A 20,363-nucleotide genomic window follows, 5' to 3' on the forward strand; every position below is an offset into this window, starting at 1 on the left:
CGCGACTCGAGGGGATTCACGCCGTTTACCCCCACTCGTCGCGCTCTCATCCACCGAAAGACGTGACGCGTCTTCCGAGCCGTCGCCCGCCGCGATTCAGCGCACGCCACCGGACTCGAGCGATCCAGCGGTGCGACTTACACCTCGTATAATCGCGCGTGCTCGGTGCAAAACGCCGGCTCGCGAAGCTGTGCGTCGATCAACTCCTCGTGGTAGTGGGCGTTGAACAGCCGACACACCTCCCGATCACAGAACGCCTCGCCCGTCTCGAGGTAGTGGTACGTCTGCAGGACGTAGCCTTTCAGCGCGTCGGTCGTTCGCGGGTCGTCCTCGACCAGGAAGTCGCCCTCGACCTGATTCTCGAGGACCTCCCGCGGCGGGGCGTCGCCGGAGAGGAGGGCGTGTCGTTGCTTTTCCTTGTAGTAGGCCTCGGGCTTCGCGGGGGCCTCGTAGAGGCCGGGCACCGAGACGAGTCCCGGCTGTCCGAGGACGGTGACGCGCTTGTGCCAGCGGCCGTCGTGGTCGCCCCACGTTCCGATGGCCCGATCGAGGATCGGGACGTGTAGCGTCTCGAGGCCCCGTTCGTCTTCGGGGAGTGCGGCGTTGAGTGCCCGCTGGATCCCCACGCCGTCGTAGAGGACGCCGCCCTCCCGTTCGGGGTGCTCGAGGGCGCGCTCCTCGTACCGGATCGTCCCCAGCATCGTGGTGCCGGTTTCGCGCTCGTAGGGCGAGGGGACGCGCGCCTCGGCGAAGCGTTCCGGGAGGTCGTCGGTGCGGTGGACAGCGAGGAACCGGTCGCGGACGGCTACGTCCGCGTCGATCCGCGCACCCAGCCAGTCGGCGACCTCGTCGACCTCGGCGACCGTCGACGGCGCGCGATAGCAGATGATTCGCTCGACCATGCGAAACGGTACCGTGTTCAGTCGTCGGCCGGTGCGGCCCGCGACGTCAACTCGACGGGATCGGCGTCGACCTCGAGTTCGTCGAGTGCGACCTGCGCGGCGCGTTTGCCCGAGACGAGCATGGCACCGAAGGTCGGACCCATCCGCGGAAGCCCGTAGGTCGTCGCGGTCGCCATCCCGGTCGCGATGAGGCCGTCGTGGACGAGGCCGGTGTGCTCGACGACGGCGTCCTCGCTCTTGCCGACCCACATCGAGTCGTGACCGGGCGAGTCGTGGCCGGGTGCGCCGTACGTATCGGCGTCGGTCTGGTCCATTCCCGTCGCGGATTCCTCGGCGTCGGCGATGCCCGGCGCGTCGAGGACGCCCCGTTCGTCGAGTTTCTTGACCGCCATCGCGTCGTGGCCGGTGGCGTCGATGACCAGATCGGCCTCGACGGCGATCGGGTCGACGCAGGTAATCTCCCGGGGCAGCGCGTGGACCGGCGTCCAGTTCATGACGATACCGGACACCTTGTGGTCCTCGCGGATGACGATGTCCGTGAACTCGGTCATGTTCTGCATCTTCGCGCCCGCGTCACAGGCGGCCTTGATGAGGCCGGAACAGGCCTCGGGGCCGTTGGCAACGTAGAGGTCCTCGCTGTCCTGGGACTCCTTGTAGGAGACGTCGAGTTCGTCGAGGACCTGCTGGGCGGGATCCCGGACCGTGACCTTGTTCATCAGGAAGCCGCCGAGCCAGAACCCGCCGCCGAGGTAGTTGTTCTTCTCGACGACCATCACCTTCACGCCACGTTCGGAGAGTTCCTTCGCTGCGGTCAGCCCTGAGGGACCCCCGCCGACGATGATGACGTCCGAGTCCGAGAAGTCCATGAACTCCTCGGTCCACTCCTGTCCGATCGCACGAGTCACGTCGGCTTCGCCGACCTGGCTGAACTGCTCGAATTCGCTCATACAACTAGGTGGTATTACTCAGTAGTGTTAAGTCTATCGTAGCCAGTATCGGAGATATAATCAACTTTCGTGGGCTTCTCGCGCGGGAATACGTTCGGCGATGACCGCGTCGGCATCGTCGTCGGAGACCCGAGTTCCGCCGTCCGAGGACCGACTCGACGGTTCAGTCGTCGACGAAATCCGTCTCGCGCTCGGTGCCGGAGGCCGGCCCGTCTCGAGTCCCGTCACCACTGGGGGGCTCGGTGCTGCCATCGTCGATGACGCCTTCGCTCCACGTTCCGAGCCGGAACCAGGCGACGGCCACGACGAAGGCCGCGACCATGCCGACGGCGAAGGCCCACCAGATCCCCGCGACGCCCCACCCGAGGGCGGCGACCGTCACGCCGGTTCCGGGGAGCGTCACGGACCACGAAAAGGCGAGGACGACGACGAGGGGGATCCGGAAGACCCACCGCGAGAGAATCGAGAGGGCCATGGCCTCGCGGGTGTTTCCGGCACCGCGGAACGCGCCCTGGATGACCATCACGCCGGCGAACAGCGCCCAGAAAGGGGCGGTGATTCGCAGGAAGTCGATCCCCTCGGTGACGACGGCGGGGTCGGCGACGAAGAGTCGCAGAGCTGCCGCCGGGAACGCGTACAGAACGGCCGCGACGACGAAGATGAACGCCATCGTCGCCGCGGTGGCCGTTCGCGCGACGGCGACCGCTCGATCGGGCGTCTCCGCGCCGAGGTTCTGGCCGACGCCGGTCGCGGTCGCCTGGCCGACGGCTCCGGCGACGGCCCACGTCACCGACATCAGCCGGATGCCGATCCCGTACGCCGCGGTGGGCGCGGCCCCGAAGCGGGCGACGAATCCGGCCATCGCCACCGCCGCGAAGCTGCGGGCCCAGCCGTCGAGCGTGGCCGGGTAGCCGATGTCGACCAGTCGCGTGAGAAGTGTTCGATCGGGCGTGAGATCCCCGAGTCGTAGCCGAACGCCGAATCCCCCATCGAGGAGAATCGCGATCCCCGCGGCGGTCGCGAGCCCGCGCGAGAGGAACGTCGCGATGGCCGCGCCCCGCGTCCCCATCGCGGGGAACGGGCCCCAACCGAGGACGAGGAACGGATCGAAGACGACGTTGAATCCCGCCGAGACGAAGACGAGCCACATGGCCGTCTTCGTATCGCCCGCGCCCTGCAGCGAGGCCCGGAAGGCGAAGAAGAGGAAGGTAAAGGGCAAGGCGAGGAAGATCACTTCGATGTAGGCGAGCGCCTCGAGGAAGACCGGGCCTCGAGCGCCGATCAGGGAGAGCAGCGGTCGTCGGGCGGCGAACCCGAGGAGGGCGAGGACGATCGAGACGGCGAGCGTGAGGAGGATCGTCTGGGCGACGATGCGGTCGGCCGTCCGATCGTCGCCGGCACCGACGTACTGGGAGACCAGCGCGATGGTGGCGGCGGTAATCCCCATCGCGGTCGAGACGAACAGCCACGAGAGGGGAAACATCAGGGAGACGGCGGCGACGGCGTCGCTGCTCACGCGGCCGACCCAGAACATATCGGCGAGGTTGTAAACGGTCTGGAGGAGGTTCCCCAGGACCAGCGGCCACGCGAGGCGGAGGAGTTTGGGGGAGATCGCCCCCGTCGTCATGTCGACGCGCGTGCGGTCCCGATTCGGCGCTGCCACGAGTGACTCTCCGTCGAACCTCGATCGCACGCAGTAAAAGGGCTCGGCCCGCTGGCGTGGATTGCCGGCTCCGCACGGTCCTCGCGTACACGCGACCGCACCCGCTCACGCGAGCCCGCGACCGCACGCACACCCGCGCTGTCTGCCGGTTTTGGCGAAAACGTTATCAATAACTCAATCGTAACGGGCCACGATGACCGACACTCGCCCGCTGTCGCTGCGACCGCAGACTCGAGGCCCGGGAGGTGAGCCGCGGTGGAGCTGATAATCACGGAGAAGGACAACGCGGCCCGCCGGATCGCCGACATCCTGAGCGGCGGGACCTACGACTCGAGCCGCGAGAACGGCGTCAACGTCTACGAGTGGGGCGGCAAGCGATGCGTGGGGCTGTCGGGGCACGTCGTCGGCGTGGACTTCCCCTCGGAGTACTCCGACTGGCGGGACGTCGAGCCCGTCGAGTTGATCGACGCCGACGTCGAGAAGACGGCGACGAAGGAGAACATCGTCGCGACGTTGCGGCTGCTTGCCCGTCGCGCCCAGCGCGTGACGATCGCGACTGACTACGACCGCGAAGGGGAACTGATCGGCAAGGAGGCCTACGACATCGTTCGGAACGTCGACGACGACGTCCCCATTCGCCGGGTTCGGTTCTCCTCGATCACGGAGAACGAAGTTCAGAGCGCGTTCGACGAACCCGACGAACTCGACTTCGACCTCGCGGCCGCCGGCGAGGCCCGTCAGATCATCGACCTCATCTGGGGGGCCGCGCTGACTCGCTATCTCTCACTGTCCGCGGGCCAGCTGGGCAACGACTTCATCTCCGTCGGCCGGGTGCAGTCGCCGACGCTGAAGCTGATCGTCGACCGTGAGCGCGAGATCGAAGCCTTCGATCCCGAGGACTACTGGGAGATCTTCGCGGACCTCGCGAAGAGCGAGGCGCAACGCGCCTCGGAGACGTCGAGCGGTGAGGAACCGCGAGACGACGACACGCCCTTCGAGTCCCAGTACTTCTACCGCGACGAGGACGACAACGAGGCCGAGCGCGTCTGGGAGGAAGCCACCGCGGACGCGGTCTACGAGACGCTCGCCGACCGCGAGGCCGCGACCGTCGTCGACGTCAATCGGCGGACCCGCACCGACACGCCGCCGGAGCCGTTCAACACGACCCAGTTCATCCGCGCGGCCGGTGCCATCGGCTACTCGGCCAAGCGGGCGATGTCGATCGCCGAGGACCTCTACACCGCCGGCTACATCACGTATCCGCGGACCGACAACACCGTCTACCCCGACGATCTGGACCCCGAGGAGCTCTTAGACGAGTTCGTCGGCCACTCCTCGCTCGGGGAGTCCGCCGAGTCGCTGCTCGAGGCCGACGAGATCGTTCCGACGGAGGGCGACGAGGAGACGACCGACCACCCGCCCATTCACCCGACGGGCGAGATCCCGAGCCGCGGCGACGTGGGCGACGACGAGTGGGAGGTCTTCGAACTCGTCGTCCGGCGGTTCTACGCGACCGTCGCCGAGGCTGCGGTCTGGGAACACCTCAAGGTCGTCGCCGAGGTCGACGACTACCGGCTCAAAGCGAACGGCAAGCGCCTCGTCGAGCCCGGCTACCACGACGTCTATCCGTACTTCTCCACGACTGAGAACTACGTCCCCGACGTCGACGAGGGTGAGGAACTGACGCTCTCCGACGTCGAACTCGAGGCCAAACAGACCCAGCCGCCCCGTCGCTACGGCCAGTCGCGGCTCATCGAGACCATGGAGGAGATGGGGATCGGGACGAAGTCGACCCGTCACAACACCTTGGAGAAGCTCTACGATCGGGGCTACATCGAGAGCGATCCGCCGCGCCCGACCAAACTCGCGATGGCCGTCGTCGACGCGGCCGAGAACTACGCCGACCGCGTCGTCAGCGAGGAGATGACCGCACAACTCGAGGCCGACATGGACGCCATCGCGAACGGCGAGGCGACGCTCGACGATGTGACCGACGAATCGCGCGAGATGCTCGAGGAGATCTTCGAGAACCTCGCGGACTCCCGCGAGGAGATCGGCGACCACCTCCGGAAGTCGCTGAAAGACGACAAGCGACTCGGCCCCTGTCCCGAGTGTGGCGAGGACCTGCTCGTGCGCCGGAGCCGCCACGGCTCCTACTTCATCGGCTGCGACGGCTATCCCGACTGTGAGAACACGCTGCCGCTGCCATCGACCGGCAAACCGCTCATCCTCGAGGAGGAGTGCGAGGAACACGGCCTGAACGAGGTCAAGATGCTCGCGGGTCGACAGACGTTCGTCCACGGTTGCCCGCTCTGTAAGGCCGAGGATGCCGGTGAGGGGCCGGTGCTGGGCACATGTCCGGAGTGTGGCGACGAGCACGACGGCGAACTGGCGGTCAAAACGCTCCAGAGCGGGTCGCGGCTCGTCGGCTGTACGCGCTACCCCGACTGTGAGTACTCGCTACCCCTGCCCCGGCGCGGCGAGATCGAGGTCACCGACGAGTACTGTGAGGAACACGACTTGCCCGAACTCGTCGTCCACAGCGGCGACGAGCCCTGGGAACTGGGCTGTCCGATCTGTAACTACCAGGAGTTCCAGGCCCGCGAGAGCGAGTCGGGCTCCGATCTCGAGGCGCTGGACGGCGTCGGCGCGAAGACCGTCGAAAAACTCGCCGACGCGGGGATCGAGGACCTCGAGGATCTGACCGACGCCGACCCCGACGCAGTCGCGGACGACGTCGAGGGCGTCAGCGCCGATCGCATTCGCAGTTGGCAGGCGAAGGCGTAGGTTCGGATCCGCGTTTTGACGGTTTGCACCCTCTCTAGGAGAAGACGGCGGGCAGTTGCGAGTAGCGGGACCGCGTCACCATGACGAGGAACGCGGCCGAGCCGACGACTCCGAGCGCCTCGACGGTGTCTCGCCGGATGCGAGTCGATCGGCGCGCGAACCCAACGGGATCGCTGGGCCGTGACTCGAGCCGGGTGAACTAAGCGGATCTCGGCCGTGTTCGGACCCGTGACTGACCCACGCGACCGGTGGAACGAGCGATACGAAGCGCCCATCGCCGAACTTCCCGACGATCCCGTTCCGGAACTCGAGGACCGAGTGTCGACGCTTCCGGACGGTCGCGCGCTCGACGTCGCGACGGGAACCGGCCGAAACGCCGTCTTCCTCGCCGAACACGGCTACGTGGTGGACGCGGTCGACGTGTCCGACGTGGCACTCGAGCGCGCCCGCGATCGGGCCGCCGACCGGGGCGTCGACGTGAACTGGATCCGTGCGGACGTGGCGGATTTCGATCCCGGCTGCCAGCGCTACGACCTGATCACCGTGAGTTTCTTCGCCGCCCTCGAGTGGCTGCCCGATCTCAAGGACGCGCTCGCCCCCGGCGGCGTCTTGCTCACCGAACACCACCTCCGTTCGAGCGACCCCGTCGCCGGCCCCTCGAGCGATCGCTACCGGTATCGATCGAACGACCTGCTGCGGGCGTGTCTCGACCTGACGGTCCTCTCCTACGAGGAACGACGGCGGCCGATCGCGGGCGACGGGGACGACGCCGACGAGACTGTCGCCGTGGCGACGCTCGTCGCGCGACGCTCGAGCGGTGGTCGGCAGTCGTATCCGAACGAGTCCGTCGCTGACTCGGACGGCACGTCCCGGTGAGACACGCCGTTCCACGAACCAGTTTCCGGACGGCGAAGCGCTGGACCGTTCTTTCGAGAGCGCTCTCACGAGCGGAGACGCGACGATATTTCCGCCCCTAATGGCGTTCTCAGGGCAGTTCGCTGCGTTTTTCACACACCGGTGCCGAGATCGAGATCCCATGGCGTCCCTCGTCGTCACGGCACTGGCTGGCGTGATCTTCGGCCTCGCACTCGCGGCCCCGCCGGGGCCGATGAACGCGATCATCGCCGAGGAAAGCGTCGTCCGGGGCTGGCGGGCCGGCTTCCGGGCCGGGCTGGGTGCGATGCTCGCGGACGCGATCTTCTTCGTCCTCGCGCTGGCCGGCATCGTGGCCGTCCTCGATCGCGTTCCGGCCGTTCGACCCGCGCTCTACCTGGCCGGGGGCTGTCTCATGTTGTACTTCGCGGTCGGTGCGATCGGCGACGCGAGGGCTGCCACGTCGTTTACCGACGCCAGCCGGGCCGCAGCGACGGGGTTTCGCAAGACGTTCGTCCTCTCGTTGACCAACCCCTACCAGATCGGCTTCTGGCTCACCGTCGGCGTCGGCCTCCTCGAGCCGGGAACCCTCGACGTCCTTGCGTACGCACCGGCCGTGGGGCAGGCGCTCGCCGGGACGTTGGTCGTCCGGACCGGGTCGCCGGCGCTACTGATCGGCTTCTTCGGCGGGATCGCCGTCTGGATCGTCACCTATCCGGCCGCCCTGGACGCGGCGGGTCGACGCGTCGACGCCTTTGCGCCGGCCGTTGCCGCACTGAGCGCGGTCGTCCTCGTCGGCTTTGGTCTCCTCTTTCTCGCGTTGGGGACGCTCAGACTCCTCTGATACGGTCTCCCGTCAGTCAGTGCCAGTGGGACCGCGACCGCCCTGCGGTCCCACCGGTCGATCGGGACAGCAAACCGTATGAGCGGGACCGATGGCACGACCGACTGCGTCCGGCGGCTACTCGCCGAGCGCGGCGATCTCGTCCTCGAGCCACTCGCGGAACCACTTGACGCGTTTCAGGCGCTGGTGGGCGATGCTCTCGGCGGTATCGCTCTGGACGCGCGAGGCGGCGTCGTACCCGCGTTCGAGGACCCGCTCGATCATCTCGTCGCAGTCCATGTGGGTGCGTGACTCATACCCCATCCGCAACAGCATCAGTGCGGTGCCGTTCGCGCCGACCTTGTCGAGCATGTCGGCTTCGATGAGACACTGCGTCTCGAGTGCGACGTCGGTCAGATCGCCCTGATAGGAGTGGTGTTCGATGGCGCGACACACCTGCTGGATGAACGATTCGGGGTAGTTGGCACGGGACTCGAGGTACTCGCGGGCGACGCGAGCGCCGGCCTCGGCGTGGAGTTCCTGATCGGTCTCGAGTTTGGCGACGTCGTGGAAGAGGGCGGCGACGCGGGTGACGTCGACGTCGGCACCCTCCTTCTCGGCGATCTCCGTCGCGAGATCGACCACGTTGAGGATGTGGTTGTGCCGGTATTCCGCGGAGTGCCAGGGGTACCAGCGCATGCGACCGCCTTCCTCTTCCTTTTCGACGCTGGCGGCGAGATACTCGAAGACGAACCCTTGCATCTCCTCGAACTCCGCGTCGGTCACTCGGGTTTCCTTTATTTCAACGCCCACGATAGATCCCTCCGCAATAGACGAACGATAGTCATTAACGGAATGTTCGGTCGTTTCGTTCTTTAGCCTTTGGTTCGGGCCGGTTTCGATGAGACGTGATAGTCACGTATGAATATGTGACGTGGCCGACCGACAGCCACTCGCCGTCCAGTTGTCGGTTGGCACTCGAAAACCCGCGGTCCGACCGTCGCAATCCCACCATTTTCCGTTAAAGTCAAACAGTCGGCTCTGGAACGGAGAGGTATGAGCAGCGAACAGGAAGCGGAGTCGATCCGATGTCTCGTCGCCAAAGTGGGTCTCGACGGTCACGATCGCGGTGCCCACGTCATCGCTCGAGCGTTCCGGGACGCCGGGTTCGAGGTCATCTACTCCGGATTGCACAAAGCCCCCGACGAAATCGTCCAGGCCGCGGTCCAGGAGGACGTCGACGTGCTCGGCATCTCCATTCTCTCGGGTGCCCACGATACGCTCGTCCCGAAGATCATGGACGGACTCGAGGAGTACGGTGCCAAAGAAGACACGCTCGTCCTCGCCGGGGGCGTCATCCCCGAGGAGGACCGTCCGGGGCTCAAGGAAGCCGGTGTCTCGGCTATCTTCGGCCCCGGCACCTCGATCGAGGAGACCATCGAGTTCGTCCGCGAGAACGCGCCCCAGCGATGAGCATGGATTCGGACGACGAATCGTTGCTCGAGGCGCTACTGACGGGCGAACACCGCGCGCTCGCCCGCGTCATTTCGAAGATCGAGAACCGGGCGCCGGGATACCGCGACCTCGTCTCGGAACTGTACGCCCACACGGGCGACGCCGACGTGATCGGGATTACCGGCTCGCCGGGTGCGGGCAAGTCGACGCTGGTCGACAAGCTCGCAGAGGAGTACCGCGACCGCGGCGAGACGGTCGGAATCATCGCGATCGATCCCTCCTCACCCTTTACCGGCGGGGCCGTCCTCGGCGATCGGATCAGGATGGCCTCCACGGTCGGTGACATGGACGTCTTCGTCCGGTCGATGAGCGCCAGAGGCACCTTGGGCGGGCTCTCGACGGCGACGGCGGACGCGGTCAAGGCGATGGACGCCTTCGGCAAGGACAAGATCATCATCGAGACCGTCGGTGCCGGGCAAAACGAGATCGACATCGTCCGGACCGCCGACACCGTCGCCGTGCTCGTTCCGCCGGGGTCGGGCGACGACATCCAGACGCTGAAAGCGGGCATCCTCGAGATCGCCGACGTCTTCGTCGTCAACAAGGCCGACCGCGATGGAGCCGACCGGACCGTCCAGGAACTGCGGGAGATGGTCCACCTGGGCGAGGAAAGCGGTCCCGGCGGTGGCGGTGGCGGCCACCACGGCGTCGGTGCGATGGGCGGCGGTGGTGACGACTGGGGAGCCACCGACGGAGACGACGAAGACGAGAGCTGGACCCCACCAATCGTCGAAACGGTCGCGACGAAGGGGACCGGCGTCGAGCACTTTATCGACGAACTCGCGAATCACCGAACGTACCTCGTGGATTCGGGCACCCGCGCGGAGAAGGTCCGCCAGCGCTACGCCGAGGAGATCCGCACGCTGCTGCGAGAGGACGTCCATTCCCTGCTCGAGACGGAACTCGCCGACAGCGGCGGCGTCGACGAACTCGCCGAAGCCGTCCGCCAAGGCGAGACCGACCCGTACTCCATCGCCAGCGACGTACTCGCACCCGTCGAGGCCTGCGTCGAGCGCCTCGAGACCGGCGTCGACGGCTCGAGCGTGGAGTAACGGTCCCGTCCAGACATCGATCACCGGGGATCACGCGCTCGAGCGTGCCCTGCTGTTTTCGCTGCCGTTATCGTCCGAGATCGAGCCCGAACGGGCGGGCGATGGACTCGGATGTTCGTTCCGGGACCAGTTCGTCCGGCAGGACGTCCCAGTCGAGTTCGTCCTCGCCGGGGACCCCATCGGTCTCGAACGCGGGGTCGTCCGCAGGCGGCAGGTCGCGGGCGTCCGTCGGGGGTGCGTCGTGTGCGTAGATGCTCGCTGGGTGATCGACGGTCCAGACATGTAACATACAGGGCGTCCGACAGGGAAACTCGAGGTCGCCCTCCTCGAAATCGCGTTCGTAGGCCTGTCGGTAGTACCACCACGCAAACCGTCCGGGAAGGCCCGTGTGTGCGTGCCACGGCGAACACAGCTCTTCGGACTCGTCCGTACCGTAGACCGCCGGCGGTTCGACCGGCTCCCCGCCATCGGTCGCAATGAACATGACGCCGATCGATCGCCAGGAGTCGTTGTCGACGAGGACCGACTCCGGCCGCTCGGGATCGAGCACCGCGTCGTCCCCGATGTACTCCGGACTGAGCCAGTGTGACCAGCTGTCGTCCCCCGTTTCGAGCGTGTCGAAATACGGCTTGAACCCCGCATCGATCAGCGCGTCCGCGTCGGGGTACCGACGCTCGAGTGCGTCGGCGACCGCCGACTGAAGTTCGACCGTCGCCGGGTGGTCGTCCGCACAGCCGTCCATGCTCGCCCCCTCGCAGTGGGTCATTCCGGGCTCGATGGTCGCGTCCGGGCAGTCCCCATCGAACCGTCGGGCCGTCTCACCTCGGCCCGCACCGTCGTCGGCCCGGACACTGTCGACGGCCCCAAGTGCGGCCGTTCCCGCCGACGCCCGCAACAGTGCCCGTCGGGACACGATCGAATCGTCGCCGCTGTCGTACATACCAGCACGTCCCACACCGACGACCGGCATGAAACCATGTTGCCGGTCGGACTGACAGTCCCTCAGCGGGACACAGCCGGCACCTCGCGGATCGGCTCCGCTATGACAGCGTCGACTCGAATTCCGCTGCGATCCAGACGGCCGGAGGTACGTCCTCCTCCTCGACGAAGCGAGTGATCTCCCGGCCGTCGTCGTCTTCGACGACGATCGTCGGGATCAACTCGATGTCGTACTCCTCGACGCCGGGTCCTTGTTTGTCCTCGTCGAGGGCGAACTCCTCGATTCGGTCGTCGGGGACGGCGGCCGCCTCGAGGGCAGCGCCGAAATCGGGTAACAGGGCGCGACAGTCCTTACACCAGTCGCCGCCCCATATCTTGTATCGCAGTTCGTCGTTGTGTGCCGTGAGCGTCTCGACCGCCGCCTCGTAGGACGCCGCGTCCCAGGTCGGGTTTGGCCGCATCGTCTCGAGACTCATACGGCGTCGTTACGGACGGACGGGCTTAACAACCGTGTTCCGGGCCGTTCGTATTCTTGTACGTCTTCGGACGGTCGCCTCCAGCCCTTGGCACGCACCGGGAACGCACGCCCCGTCGACGGAGAAAAACCGTTTCGTCGCGTTATTCGGCCGGCTGTATGATGCTCTGGCCGCTCTCGAGTGCGAGCCCTCCCTCGAGCGTCCGGACGGGGTAGGGGATGTCGATTCCTTCCTCGTCGAACCGGCGTTTGACTGCGGTGACGTACTCCCCGCGTGTCCGAACGAAGTCGGCGCGGGAGGGATTCGAGATCCAGAACCGCGACTGGAGGCCGACGTCGGAGTCGCCGAGTTCCGTCAGCCGGACTGAGGGTGCGGGATCGTCCATGATATCCGGATGGCGCTTGGCTTCGTCGACGATGATTTCGGTTGCGCGGTCGATGTCGTCGTTGTAGCCGATCCCGAAGACGAACTTCAGACGGAGCTTGTTGGCGTCGACGGGGTTCTTGAGAACGCCGTCGGTCAGCGCCGAGTTCGGGACGGTCAGCAGTTCGTTGTCGAACGTTCGCACGCGGGTCACGCGGAGGCTGATGTCCTCGACGGTGCCAGAGTACGTGCCGTCGTCCCACTCGATCCAGTCGCCGATGCGGAACGGCTTGTCGGTGTAGATGAACACGCCGGCAACGAAATTAGCGATCACGTCCTGCATGGCGAACCCGACCGCGAGCGCCCCGGCCGCCGCGATGCCCGCCATCGAGACGAGGAAGTTCCCGTAGCCAGCGAAGCTGAACGCGACCGCGAACGCGAGAAACGCGATGCCGAACTTGGTAAGCATCAACAGCGGGTTCTGGGCGTGTTCGTCCAGCTCCCGCCTGTTCATGGCCCGCGTGACGAGTGGCACGACGAGGAGCCGGCCGACGACCCAGATCGCGACCAGCGCGATGACGAACCGGATCGCTCCCTCGGCCGTTCCGGCCTGTGCTGCGGTCAGCCCCGCGTTCTCGAGTGCGCTGCCGATCGGACCGAGCTCCGTCGCCTGCAGCGGGGCGGACCCGGCCCCGACGCTCATCGGTAGACCACTGCCGTGTGGCCGCGCGTCTCGAACAGTTCGGCATTGACGCGGTCAGCGAGGTCGGCCGCCTTCTCCTCGGTCGAACTTCCCGCTCGAGCGGCACGGAGGAATTTTACTTTGACGAGGTCCCGATCCGAGAGTTGAGCGTCGAGCTCGTCGACCACCGACTCGATGCCGCTTTTCCCGACCCAGACGGTCACATCGAGATCGTGTGCTCGTTGCTTGCGCTCCTGTGTATCCATGGCCCCGAGTAACGAATCAAGCGGCTTCAATCTTCCCGATTCGGACGCTTCAACTCGAGAGACCGATCACGTCGACACCGACCGGACGCGTGGCTCACTCCTCGTAGGGGTATCTGGCGTGGGCACCGCAGTCACAGGTGATCACGACGTGGCCGTCCTGCAATCTGACGCGAGCGTTCGCTCCCGGCCGGAGGTACGCATCACACCGATCGCAGGTGAATCGGCGGAACTCCCGTGGGAGCGTCAGCCGGTTTCGCTCCGCGACTCGCCGCGCGAGACGGACGTAGTAGCGAGCCCGATCGTCCGCGCCGTCGGCTGCCGCCGCTCGAGCGAGGTCGTGAAGCCGATCGATTCGCTCGGCGGCAACCTCCATACCCGTCTTTTCGTCGGTCCCCGTATTGATGTTGCGCTCCCGGGACGAAATCGGATCGCTGTGGAGAACCGACGGTGAGGAGCAAGCGTCTCCCCGTAACCGGCAGCGTCGGCAACGGGCGCCGTTCGCCCCGCTTCGTTTATTACGCCTTTCCGCCGGGCGGTTCGAGGACGGTAGGTGCCGTGGGACCTAATATCAGGCGGTAGTCGGTATTAAGGCGATGTCATCAGTGAGTGAAAACTTTCATTACCCTATACGTCGCTGTTCGTAGTACGCAATATTGATATATATAATATGAATGGAGGTGCTACAACCCGCTATGAATTGGACCCCCTCTCCACCTGATGCCGGTATCAGCAGACGCTCGTTCCTCGCTGCCGGAGCGACGGGAGCCGCCGTTACCGCGGGCGGCTGTGTCGATCGCGTCCAAAGCGTCGTCGGTCAGGCCGGGAGCAATCAACTCTCGGTGTCTATCACGACGGTTCCGGCGGACGCGGACAGACAGAACGTCAGAATCGCCAATCGACTCAAGGACCACCTCGAGCAGGTCGGCATCGGCGTCTCGATGGATATGCGGTCCCGATCGGAGATGTTGAGCGCGGTCCTGATCGACCACGATTTCGATATCTACGTCGGGCTCCATCCGGCGGATTACGACCCCGACTTCCTCTACGAGGCCCTCCACTCGACGTTTGCCAGCGAGGCCGGGTGGCAAAACCCCTTCGGCTTCACCCGTCTGTACTTCGATCGGCTCCTGGAGGAACAGCGCCAACTCGATGGCGAGAAACGGAACCGACGCATCGAGTCGATCCTGTGGGGACTGGCACGCGAGAAGCCGTTCGAACCGATCTGCGTTCCCGACGAATATCGCGTCGCCAGCACCGATCGGTTCGAGGGCTGGGAAGACGGTGATCTCGCCACCCGATACGGCTATCTGGGGCTCGAGCCGGCCGAGGACGTCGACGACCTCCACGCGCTCGTGACCGACAGCCGGCTCACGACGAACCTCAATCCGCTTTCGGCGCCGTACCGGAACCGTGGGACGACCATCGACTTGCTCTACGATTCGTTGGGAACCGAACACGGCGGCGAGGTGACACCGTGGCTCGCCACGTCCTGGGAGTGGACCGAGGAGTCGAGGGACGCAGCAACCGCCACACCGGATCGAGCGGCAACGCGGACGGCGACGATCACGCTTCGCGAGGGGTGTCAGTTCCACGACGGCGAACCCGTGACCGCCCACGACGTTGCGTTCACGTACCGATTCCTCGCGGACACGTCGCTGGGACGGGCCCCGATCCAGTCACCAGCGCCGCGGTATCGGGGTCACGTCGACATCGTCGACGAGATCACGGTCGAGAGCGACAACGAGTTGACGATCACGATCGCCGGCGAGCAAGCGGTCGGCGAACGGGCATTTACCGTTCCGATCTTGCCCGAACACGTCTGGAGGAAGCGAGTCGATCAGTACGCCAGTGACAGCGAATTCACCGCACCGCAGGGGGAGTGGGCCGTCGTTACTGCGGACAATATTCCGCCCGTCGGCAGCGGCCCCTTCCAGTTCGACGAGCGGACCGAAGAGGAGTCCCTCGTTCTCACGCGATTCGACGATCACTTCACGCAACGGGACGACGTCGCGTTGCCCGAGGCAACCGTCGACGAACTGCGCTTTACGGTCGATCCGGGCAGCGCCGCTTCGATCGGTCGGGTAGCGGACAGCAATGCAGACGTGACCGCATCGATGCTGAGTACCCACTCGCTCCCTGCAATCCCCGATTCACCGGCCGTCAAACGACTGCAATCGCCGTCTCGACGGTTCTATCACGTCGGATTTAACGTTCGCAATGCGCCGTTCAGTAACTCGCATTTCCGCCGGGCGATCACACAGTTGATCGACAAAGAAGCGATCGTCGAGGAGGTGTTCTACGGGAACGCGACCCCCGCCGCGACGCCGGTCACCGGCGAGTGGATCCCGTCGAGTCTCGAATGGGGCGGTGAAGATCCGGTGACGCCGTTCCCCAGCTCGGATGGCGACCTCAACGTCGAAGCAGCGAAGGCAGCGTTCGAGCGCGCCGGGTTTCGGTACGATGATAACGGGCGGCTGCTTGAGGACTAGTAGATGCGATGCTCGCCGAGGTGCTGACTCAGCTCGTTATCGTTATCGGGCTACTGCTCCCGATTTCGATCGCCGTTTTCATCGGTCGTGAGCGCCTCGTCCGGACTCACGCCGAGTGGCGAAGCCGACTCAGGACGTCCGCGCCGACGATCGCCGTGTTGCTCGTGGTCTTGCTGATCAATCGGGTCGCCAGACAGCGAGCGCCGCGACTCTCCCGAGAGATCGGACGCCATCTGACGGCGACGTTCTACAATATCGAGGGGGAGTTCATCCTGATCTTCCAGTCGATCGCGAACCCGGAGACGACCGCATACTTCTCGAGTATCTACGTCTATGGCTATACGTTCCTGCTGATCTTCCCGATCATCCTCTACTTTACCCTCTCCGATACACGGATATTCCGGCGGTTGTTGACGGCATACGCGCTCAACTACGCAATCGGGCTCGTCCTCTATATTCTCGTCATCGCGTACGGTCCCCGAAACGTAATGCCATCCGAAGTCGCGGAAACGATGCTATACGATACGAATCCGCAATATCAGTACCTGACCCGGGAAGTCAACAGCAACACCAACGTCTTCCCGTCATTGCACACCTCGCTGTCGGCGACGGTCGCGACGTTCGCAGCGATCACCCGATCGACGTTCCCGAAGTGGTTCCTGCTCGCTGTCGTACTGGCAGCCAGCGTCGCGATTTCGACGATGTTCCTGGGGATTCACTGGGGGATCGACGTGGTCGCAGGACTGTTGCTTGCGGCGCTCTGTGTCGTGCTCTCGGATCGACTCGTCGGTCGCTGGTCGCTGTCGGAACTGCTCAGGGACCGGTTACAGCAGTTCGAGGATCGGATACGTGGGCTGAACGGAAACGAGTGACGACCGAGCCTCACCATCGGCGTCCGTTACGGCCGTCGACTCGAGCGAGGGCACCTCGAGTCGAGCGCAATACTGTTATATCGCGGCACATCACTATGATAGACGAACGAAATGAACAGGAGACGGGTCGCCCCGAGCCACCGTAGTCGCAGCGACGACCGCGGCCCCCTCAGTCGGCGGGCGATGCTGGCGGCGACGGCCGGAGCGACACTCTCGACCAGTGGCTGCCTTCGACAGGTTCGAGACGTCGTCGTGCCGGACAATATCAAACAGCTCTCCGTGACGATCACCACGCTTCCAGCGGATGCCGACAGACAGGGCGTTCGGATCGCCGGTCGACTCGAGGACGCCTTCGAAGCGGTCGGAATCGACGTCTCCATCGACGTCCGCTCGGAAATCGAATTTCGTCGCACGGTCCTGTACGACCACGAGTTCGACATCTGCGTCGGTTGTCATCCGGGAGGAACCGATCCCGACTTCCTCTACGAAGCGTTGTACTCCCGGTATGCCGACGAATCGGGGTGGCAAAACCCCTTCGGATTCGCCGATCAGGATGTCGATGAACTCCTCGATGCACAACGGAACGCCGACGGGGACGACCGTCGCAAGGTCGTCACCGAGGTTCTCGACGCGATCGCAACTGACCAGCCGTTCGTTCCGATTTGCATCCCCGAAGAACATCGGGTGGTCAGAACGGATCGATTCGACGACTGGGAGGCGGGTCATCTCGCGACACGCCACGGCTATCTCGGCCTCGACTCGATAGCGGCCGCCGAACAACTGAACGTTGCACATACGGACTCGAGACCGACTGAAAACCTCAATCCGATCGCAGCCGACTACCGCGGTCGCGGGACGATCATCGAGTTGCTCTACGATTCCGTGGCGACACAAAACGGGACGAACGCACTCCAGCCGTGGCTGGCCAGTTCCTGGGAGTGGGACGGCAACACGGTTAGTATCGACCTGCGCGAGAACTGTACGTTCCACGACGGTGAACCCGTCACTGCAGGCGACGTCGCCTTCACCTATCAGTTCCTGCAGGACATTTCCCTCGGGAATCACGAAGTTCCCTCTCCGGCCCCTCGGTTCCGAGCCCAAGCCGACGCGATCGAGACGATCGACGTCGTTCATGCCAACCGCCTCGAGATGACGATGGATACGAACCACACGGTCGGCGAACGCGCGTTTCTGGTGCCGATCCTGCCTGCACACGTCTGGCGAGAGCGGGCGAGTGACGTGATGGGTCCCGGTGGACCGACTATTGCCCAGGGCACTACCGAAGGCGTCGTTGCCAACAACGTTCCCCCAATCGGGAGCGGCCCCTTCCGATTCGAACGGCGAACCGAGGGTGACTTGCTGGTACTCACGCGGTTCGACGACCACTTCACCCGCCGCCTGGACATCGATCTTCCGGAGCCGACGGTCGGCGAGTGCCGCTTCAGGATACATCCGGACAGCACGGGGGCGACTCGGGTCGTCCAGGAGGGTACTGCCGACGTCACGAGTCTGCCGCTGCGTGCGTCCCTCGTCGATACCGTCTCCGAATCGGACGACGTTCGGTTGCTCGAGTCCCCCTCGTGGACGTTCTACTTCCTCGGGTTCAACACGCGCAAAGCGCCGTTCGGGAACTTTCAGTTCCGTCGCGTCGTCGCACAACTGATCGACAAGGAGTGGCTCTGCAACGAGATATTCGACGGTCGTGCCCGCCCCATCGCGAGCCCGGTCCCCGACGAGTGGACGCCGGCTGAGCTCGAGTGGGATGGATACGACCCGGAAACGCCGTTTCTGGGCTCGGATGGGGAGGTCGACGTCAGTTCGGCCAAAGCCGCGTTCGAAGCGGCGGGGTTCAGATACGACGATCGGGGCCGGCTTCGGGCCAGACAGTGAGTCCCGTCGATCCCGCACCGAACCCCGGCTGTCTCACTGGTCGTGAGCGAAAACGCTGAAAAACGGAACGGGTCGTCGTTACTGATCCTCAAGCGCGTCGGCGATGCGCTTTAGCGCGCGGGTCTGGTCGCGCATTTCGTCCCGGAGCTGTCGGACTTCGCGGACGAGTTCCTCGTTGCTCTCCTCCTGAGCGCTGGGACCGCCCGCACCCGGGCCGCCCGCGCCTGGACCGCCCGCACCCGGACCACCGGGGCCACCGCCCATCATCCCGCCCATCATCTGAGCGAACGGGTTCCCACCCATGCCACCGGGGCCGCCACCGCCGCCGCCGAACGGGCTTTCGGGAGGCTCTCCCTCGCCCTCTCCTTCTTCGGCTCGCTTCTCGCGGATTTCCTCGACTCGCTCGCGGAAGGATTTCTCCTCGCTGTCGTCGCCTGCGTCTTCGTCGGTGGATTCGTTTTCGTCCGTCATACCAACGGATTCTGTTGCGTCGGGGAAAAGGGTTGCCATGTCTTAGATGACCGTGACGGTTGCTATCGTGACACGATGGCCGTCGGGGACCGCCGTCGGAAACGATCGGCACGAGTCGACTCCTCGGACTATGGCCGTGATCCGAACGATCCCAGCGACGACTGGAGGTCGCGATCCGTCCGTCCCGCTTCGAGGTCGTGGCCGACCAGCTCCCGCATGTCGACGGCGTAGGTCGTCCCGCCGTTCTCGAGGACCAACAGCCGTCCCTTGACGCCGACGACCCGTCCCGACGCGATCGTCTCACGGACCGGCCGAGCCTCGAGGTCGATCCCGTAATCGAATCGGAACCGTTCGATCACGTCGAACTCCGCGAGAACGGACGTCCAGGCGGGCTCGTCGACCGTCGCCGCGAGCGACGCGACCTTCGGGCCCGTTCGAACGCGGTCGGTCAGCCGCGTCGCGATTTCGCCCTCGAGTTCCCGGGCGATTCGGCCGTTCGAGACGGTATGGACGTGGGCTCCACGATCCGCTCCCTGTTCACGCAAGCGGGTCTCGAGGCGCCGGTGCTTCGTGACGCCGACTTTGAACGTGTCGGGTGCGAAGGCCGCGATGTAGACCGCGTGGTCCTCGTAACAGTCCATCTCGTCTTTCAGGCAGGTGCCGGTACACCGGGCACAGACCCACGTGCTCGTGTGATACTCACAGTAGGGAGTCGACGGCCGGTCACAGGAGACGTGTTCGCCGTCGTCGATGGTCCCGGCACAGTGACGGTCCCCGAAGGCGTAGGCGAGGTCGTTTCCGGGCTCGAGCGGGCGGCGGTCGATGTCGCCACTGCCGGCGCTCGTCAGCAGCGACGATCCCCGACCGCTCGGCTCGTAGCCGACCAGTTGCACGGGGGCAGGTAGGGACCAGGGACGGATAGACGTAGCGCTCTCCAGCGACGGCTGGCCGATCACGGCCGAGGGAAGACCTATCCGCGAGGGAGTCGAACGTCCCGATATGACTCTCGAGGGAACGCTCGAGACGGCCGGCGACGATCCCAGAGACGCCGTGTTGTTCGTCTTCACTGTCACCAACTCGGGCAGCGAACGAGTCACGCTCCAGTTTTCGGACGCTTGCAACGCGGAGTTCGTACTCGAGGACGGCGACGAGGAAATCTGGCGGTTCAGCGACGGGCGAGTATTCGCACAGATGCTCAGTTCCGAAACCCTCGCGCCGGGTGACGAGACGACCTACGAGGCGGAGTGGTCCGATCCAGTGCCAGGGGAGTATACCGCCGTCGCGGCGTTGCGAGCGCGAGACGGGACCTGCGAGGCGAGGACCGACGTGTCCGTCCCGTCGTAGTATCGACGC

Annotated in this window: 20 protein-coding genes; 9 read left to right on the forward strand and 11 right to left on the reverse strand. The window is 65.3% G+C overall.

The window, feature by feature from the left end; all coding sequences use genetic code 11:
* Positions 1-137 precede the first annotated feature (137 nt).
* From CP557_RS02780 to CP557_RS02790, 3 genes are all read right to left on the reverse strand, one after another.
* Positions 138-902 carry a DUF7001 family protein gene (locus CP557_RS02780; protein ID WP_097378498.1) on the reverse strand — a complete coding sequence of 255 codons (765 nt, stop codon included), beginning with the start codon at positions 900-902 and terminating at the stop codon, positions 138-140.
* Positions 903-919: 17 nt separating this feature from the next.
* Complete coding sequence (locus tag CP557_RS02785; protein WP_097378499.1) at positions 920-1,849, reverse strand: sulfide-dependent adenosine diphosphate thiazole synthase; 930 nt, start codon at positions 1,847-1,849, stop codon at positions 920-922.
* Between the two features lie 163 nt (positions 1,850-2,012).
* Positions 2,013-3,476, reverse strand: a complete 1,464-nt coding sequence (locus tag CP557_RS02790) for an MATE family efflux transporter (RefSeq protein ID WP_097381505.1) — start codon at positions 3,474-3,476, stop codon at positions 2,013-2,015.
* A 291-nt stretch (positions 3,477-3,767) separates the two neighbouring features.
* On the opposite strand from CP557_RS02790, the gene CP557_RS02795 reads away from it, so the two are divergent.
* From CP557_RS02795 to CP557_RS02805, 3 genes are all read left to right on the forward strand, one after another.
* Positions 3,768-6,299, forward strand: a complete 2,532-nt coding sequence (locus CP557_RS02795; protein ID WP_097378500.1) for a DNA topoisomerase I — start codon at positions 3,768-3,770, stop codon at positions 6,297-6,299.
* Positions 6,300-6,527: 228 nt separating this feature from the next.
* Positions 6,528-7,175, forward strand: a complete 648-nt coding sequence (locus CP557_RS02800; RefSeq protein WP_097381506.1) for a class I SAM-dependent methyltransferase — start codon at positions 6,528-6,530, stop codon at positions 7,173-7,175.
* A 160-nt stretch (positions 7,176-7,335) separates the two neighbouring features.
* A complete protein-coding gene (locus CP557_RS02805; protein ID WP_097378501.1) occupies positions 7,336-8,016 on the forward strand; it encodes a LysE family translocator in 681 nt (226 codons plus the stop codon).
* A gap of 117 nt (positions 8,017-8,133) precedes the next feature.
* Here CP557_RS02805 and CP557_RS02810 read toward each other — a convergent pair whose 3' ends face one another.
* The gene (locus CP557_RS02810) at positions 8,134-8,808 is read right to left on the reverse strand and encodes an HD domain-containing protein (RefSeq protein ID WP_097378502.1); all 675 of its coding nucleotides are present in this window, start codon (positions 8,806-8,808) and stop codon (positions 8,134-8,136) included.
* 243 nt (positions 8,809-9,051) lie between these two features.
* Between CP557_RS02810 and CP557_RS02815 the strand changes: the two genes are divergently transcribed.
* Both CP557_RS02815 and meaB read left to right on the forward strand, forming a co-directional pair.
* Entirely contained in the window at positions 9,052-9,468 is a 417-nt protein-coding gene (locus tag CP557_RS02815; RefSeq protein ID WP_097378503.1) for a cobalamin B12-binding domain-containing protein, read from the forward strand.
* Between the two features lie 2 nt (positions 9,469-9,470).
* Positions 9,471-10,562: a methylmalonyl Co-A mutase-associated GTPase MeaB gene (meaB, locus tag CP557_RS02820; protein WP_211290231.1), complete on the forward strand. Its 1,092-nt coding sequence runs from the start codon at positions 9,471-9,473 to the stop codon at positions 10,560-10,562.
* 67 nt (positions 10,563-10,629) lie between these two features.
* On the opposite strand, the gene CP557_RS02825 is transcribed toward meaB, so the two are convergent.
* From CP557_RS02825 to CP557_RS02845, 5 genes are all read right to left on the reverse strand, one after another.
* On the reverse strand, positions 10,630-11,502 hold the full coding sequence (locus CP557_RS02825) for a hypothetical protein (RefSeq protein ID WP_097378505.1): 873 nt from the start codon (positions 11,500-11,502) through the stop codon (positions 10,630-10,632).
* A 100-nt stretch (positions 11,503-11,602) separates the two neighbouring features.
* Complete coding sequence (locus tag CP557_RS02830; RefSeq protein WP_097378506.1) at positions 11,603-11,977, reverse strand: TlpA family protein disulfide reductase; 375 nt, start codon at positions 11,975-11,977, stop codon at positions 11,603-11,605.
* A gap of 142 nt (positions 11,978-12,119) precedes the next feature.
* Positions 12,120-13,043 carry a mechanosensitive ion channel family protein gene (locus CP557_RS02835; RefSeq protein WP_097378507.1) on the reverse strand — a complete coding sequence of 308 codons (924 nt, stop codon included), beginning with the start codon at positions 13,041-13,043 and terminating at the stop codon, positions 12,120-12,122.
* Positions 13,040-13,288: a YhbY family RNA-binding protein gene (locus CP557_RS02840; protein ID WP_097378508.1), complete on the reverse strand. Its 249-nt coding sequence runs from the start codon at positions 13,286-13,288 to the stop codon at positions 13,040-13,042. Before CP557_RS02840 ends, CP557_RS02835 begins: the two co-directional genes overlap by 4 nt.
* Before the next feature lie 94 nt (positions 13,289-13,382).
* Complete coding sequence (locus tag CP557_RS02845) at positions 13,383-13,661, reverse strand: ribonuclease P protein component 4 (RefSeq protein ID WP_097378509.1); 279 nt, start codon at positions 13,659-13,661, stop codon at positions 13,383-13,385.
* Between the two features lie 319 nt (positions 13,662-13,980).
* On the opposite strand from CP557_RS02845, the gene CP557_RS02850 reads away from it, so the two are divergent.
* The 3 genes from CP557_RS02850 (at position 13,981) to CP557_RS02860 (ending at position 18,539) form a co-directional block, all read left to right on the forward strand.
* Positions 13,981-15,777, forward strand: coding sequence for an ABC transporter substrate-binding protein (locus CP557_RS02850; RefSeq protein ID WP_169924328.1), 1,797 nt, complete (start codon positions 13,981-13,983; stop codon positions 15,775-15,777).
* 8 nt (positions 15,778-15,785) lie between these two features.
* Positions 15,786-16,649, forward strand: coding sequence for a phosphatase PAP2 family protein (locus CP557_RS02855; protein WP_097378510.1), 864 nt, complete (start codon positions 15,786-15,788; stop codon positions 16,647-16,649).
* A 183-nt stretch (positions 16,650-16,832) separates the two neighbouring features.
* The gene (locus CP557_RS02860; protein ID WP_097378511.1) at positions 16,833-18,539 is read left to right on the forward strand and encodes an ABC transporter substrate-binding protein; all 1,707 of its coding nucleotides are present in this window, start codon (positions 16,833-16,835) and stop codon (positions 18,537-18,539) included.
* Positions 18,540-18,617: 78 nt separating this feature from the next.
* Here the strand turns inward: CP557_RS02860 and CP557_RS02865 are convergent, their stop codons facing one another.
* A complete protein-coding gene (locus CP557_RS02865; protein ID WP_097378512.1) occupies positions 18,618-19,010 on the reverse strand; it encodes a hypothetical protein in 393 nt (130 codons plus the stop codon).
* A 128-nt stretch (positions 19,011-19,138) separates the two neighbouring features.
* A complete protein-coding gene (locus CP557_RS02870; protein ID WP_097378513.1) occupies positions 19,139-19,903 on the reverse strand; it encodes a DUF2797 domain-containing protein in 765 nt (254 codons plus the stop codon).
* A 106-nt stretch (positions 19,904-20,009) separates the two neighbouring features.
* Between CP557_RS02870 and CP557_RS02875 the strand changes: the two genes are divergently transcribed.
* A complete protein-coding gene (locus CP557_RS02875) occupies positions 20,010-20,354 on the forward strand; it encodes a BsuPI-related putative proteinase inhibitor (protein ID WP_097378514.1) in 345 nt (114 codons plus the stop codon).
* Positions 20,355-20,363 lie beyond the last annotated feature (9 nt).

The sequence above is a fragment of the Natrinema ejinorense genome (assembly GCF_002494345.1).
GTDB classification, from domain to species: Archaea; Halobacteriota; Halobacteria; order Halobacteriales; family Natrialbaceae; genus Natrinema; species Natrinema longum.

Coding starts and splice junctions, on each gene's coding strand:
- CP557_RS02780 (WP_097378498.1), bottom strand. CDS start 902: ATGGTCGAGCGAATCATCTGCTATCGCGCGCCGTCGACGGTCGCCGAG.
- CP557_RS02785 (WP_097378499.1), bottom strand. CDS start 1,849: ATGAGCGAATTCGAGCAGTTCAGCCAGGTCGGCGAAGCCGACGTGACT.
- CP557_RS02790 (WP_097381505.1), bottom strand. CDS start 3,476: ATGACGACGGGGGCGATCTCCCCCAAACTCCTCCGCCTCGCGTGGCCG.
- CP557_RS02805 (WP_097378501.1), top strand. CDS start 7,336: ATGGCGTCCCTCGTCGTCACGGCACTGGCTGGCGTGATCTTCGGCCTC.
- CP557_RS02815 (WP_097378503.1), top strand. CDS start 9,052: ATGAGCAGCGAACAGGAAGCGGAGTCGATCCGATGTCTCGTCGCCAAA.
- meaB (WP_211290231.1), top strand. CDS start 9,471: ATGGATTCGGACGACGAATCGTTGCTCGAGGCGCTACTGACGGGCGAA.
- CP557_RS02825 (WP_097378505.1), bottom strand. CDS start 11,502: ATGTACGACAGCGGCGACGATTCGATCGTGTCCCGACGGGCACTGTTG.
- CP557_RS02830 (WP_097378506.1), bottom strand. CDS start 11,977: ATGAGTCTCGAGACGATGCGGCCAAACCCGACCTGGGACGCGGCGTCC.
- CP557_RS02835 (WP_097378507.1), bottom strand. CDS start 13,043: ATGAGCGTCGGGGCCGGGTCCGCCCCGCTGCAGGCGACGGAGCTCGGT.
- CP557_RS02840 (WP_097378508.1), bottom strand. CDS start 13,288: ATGGATACACAGGAGCGCAAGCAACGAGCACACGATCTCGATGTGACC.
- CP557_RS02845 (WP_097378509.1), bottom strand. CDS start 13,661: ATGGAGGTTGCCGCCGAGCGAATCGATCGGCTTCACGACCTCGCTCGA.
- CP557_RS02850 (WP_169924328.1), top strand. CDS start 13,981: ATGAATTGGACCCCCTCTCCACCTGATGCCGGTATCAGCAGACGCTCG.
- CP557_RS02855 (WP_097378510.1), top strand. CDS start 15,786: ATGCTCGCCGAGGTGCTGACTCAGCTCGTTATCGTTATCGGGCTACTG.
- CP557_RS02860 (WP_097378511.1), top strand. CDS start 16,833: ATGCTGGCGGCGACGGCCGGAGCGACACTCTCGACCAGTGGCTGCCTT.
- CP557_RS02865 (WP_097378512.1), bottom strand. CDS start 19,010: ATGACGGACGAAAACGAATCCACCGACGAAGACGCAGGCGACGACAGC.
- CP557_RS02875 (WP_097378514.1), top strand. CDS start 20,010: ATGACTCTCGAGGGAACGCTCGAGACGGCCGGCGACGATCCCAGAGAC.